This is a genomic window from Vibrio sp. YT-19(2023) (genome assembly GCF_033337395.1).
The window spans coordinates 1-786 of record NZ_JAWOQN010000366.1 but is presented as its reverse complement, the minus strand read 5'-3'; the positions used below and the strand labels follow the sequence as shown (position 1 = coordinate 786).

Sequence of the window (786 nt, the reverse complement as noted above, 5' to 3'; positions counted from 1 at the left end):
TCTTTTTCAGCATTACAGCTCGTCAAAAGCCTCAATAGCCTCTGACAACTTCTTAACGCCGTGGATTTGCATCCCCGGAATGCCACCTTTTGGCATATTAGCAGCCGGGACAATTGCCTTTTTGAAGCCGGGCTTAAACGCCTCGTTCAAACGCTCTTGGCCACTCGGTACCGGACGAATCTCGCCAGCCAAACCAACTTCGCCAAATACCACCACATCTTTTGGCAACGGACGATCGCGAAAGCTTGATAGTAACGCCATCACTAAAGCAAGATCCGCACTGGTTTCTGTTACCTTAACGCCGCCGACCACATTCACAAACACGTCTTGATCGGCCATTTGCAGACCACCGTGCTTATGCAGTACGGCTAATAATAAGGAGAGACGATTCTGCTCCAAACCAACCGCTACGCGACGAGGGTTTGCCAATTGCGAGTAGTCCACCAGCGCTTGAATCTCTACTAATAGAGGACGTGTACCTTCCCACACAACCATGACCGAAGATCCTGACGTCTCTTCTTCGCCACGAGAAAGGAAAATCGCCGATGGGTTACTTACTTCTTTCAGTCCCTGCCCCGTCATCGCAAACACACCTAATTCATTTACCGCACCAAAACGGTTTTTGTGGCTGCGCAGTGTACGGAAACGACTATCTGTTCCGCCATCAAGCAAGACAGAACAGTCAATAATGTGCTCAAGGACTTTAGGGCCGGCAAGAGTACCATCTTTCGTTACGTGACCAACAATAAATACCGCAACATTGTTCTGTTTTGCTTATCGCGTCAG

The 786-nt window shown here is 49.1% G+C and carries 1 pseudogene; it reads right to left on the bottom strand.

The window, feature by feature from the left end:
* Window positions 1-12 precede the first annotated feature (12 nt).
* A pseudogene (radA, locus tag R7E78_RS25935) lies at window positions 13-774 on the bottom strand (DNA repair protein RadA); the annotation flags it as partial.
* Window positions 775-786: the final 12 nt, after the last annotated feature.